2 pseudogenes are annotated in these 813 nt (G+C 65.7%); one reads left to right on the forward strand and one right to left on the reverse strand.

The features are described from left to right. Positions 1-286, forward strand: a pseudogene (locus G3N93_RS40850) (ATP-binding protein); the annotation flags it as partial. A gap of 333 nt (positions 287-619) precedes the next feature. Here G3N93_RS40850 and G3N93_RS40855 read toward each other — a convergent pair. Beyond that, positions 620-813, reverse strand: a pseudogene (locus G3N93_RS40855) (hypothetical protein); the annotation flags it as partial.

Here is an 813-nt window from a genome sequence, read left to right on the forward strand (position 1 = left end):
TACGGTCGCCGCGCGGGTTGCGCAGGCACGGGCGCTGCAACTCGATCGGCAAGGCAAGACGAATCACATGCTGAGCGGCCGCGAGACGGACGACCTGTGCCGGCCGACCGACGAAGGCGAACGGCTGCTGCGCGAAGCCGGCGAGCGCTTCGGCTGGTCGGCGCGCGCGTATTACCGCGTGCTGAAGGTCGCGCGGACGATCGCCGACCTGGCCGGCGACCCGGTGCCGACGGCCGCGCAGATCGCCGAAGCGATCCGCTACCGGCGCGCGTTGACGGCGCTCTAAACGCCCCCGGAGGACAAAATCCGGCTGTCAAGACTTGACTTATGCACAATTCCGCGAATCCGGCCCCGGATCAGTGCTCGGCGAGACCTTTGCAGCACGGAATCCGTATCCCGTTGTTTTGATTGATTTTTCTCAAAATGCGAGCGAGCGACCAAACGGGCCGGAAGGCCGTCCCGCGCGGCTTGGCGGGAAATCCGGGCAACTTTTCAACAAAGTTATCCACATGCGCTGTGGATAGCCGAAAAAACCCCGCAAAATCCGGCGACTAGCGTCGAAAGCTGCGAACGAACTTTCAGTTGTCACAGAGTGTCTGAGCGCCCTCTCCGGCCGCCGTCAGTCGAGTTTGAACGACCCGAAAAACTGGTCGAGCTGCTCCTGCGTCAGCGGCCCGTCGGCAATCACGACGGCCTGGTACGCGTGCCGGCCGCGCGCGGCAAGCCGCGCGACGATCGTCTTGTGCGTGCGATCGCCGCCTGCGGCCGCGCCCGCGATGCGCAGCTCGAGCCCGTTCACCGCGCCGCCGGCCG

Origin of the sequence: Burkholderia sp. Se-20378, assembly GCF_017104665.1 — a bacterium.
In the GTDB taxonomy this organism is placed as follows: Bacteria; Pseudomonadota; Gammaproteobacteria; order Burkholderiales; family Burkholderiaceae; genus Burkholderia; species Burkholderia lata.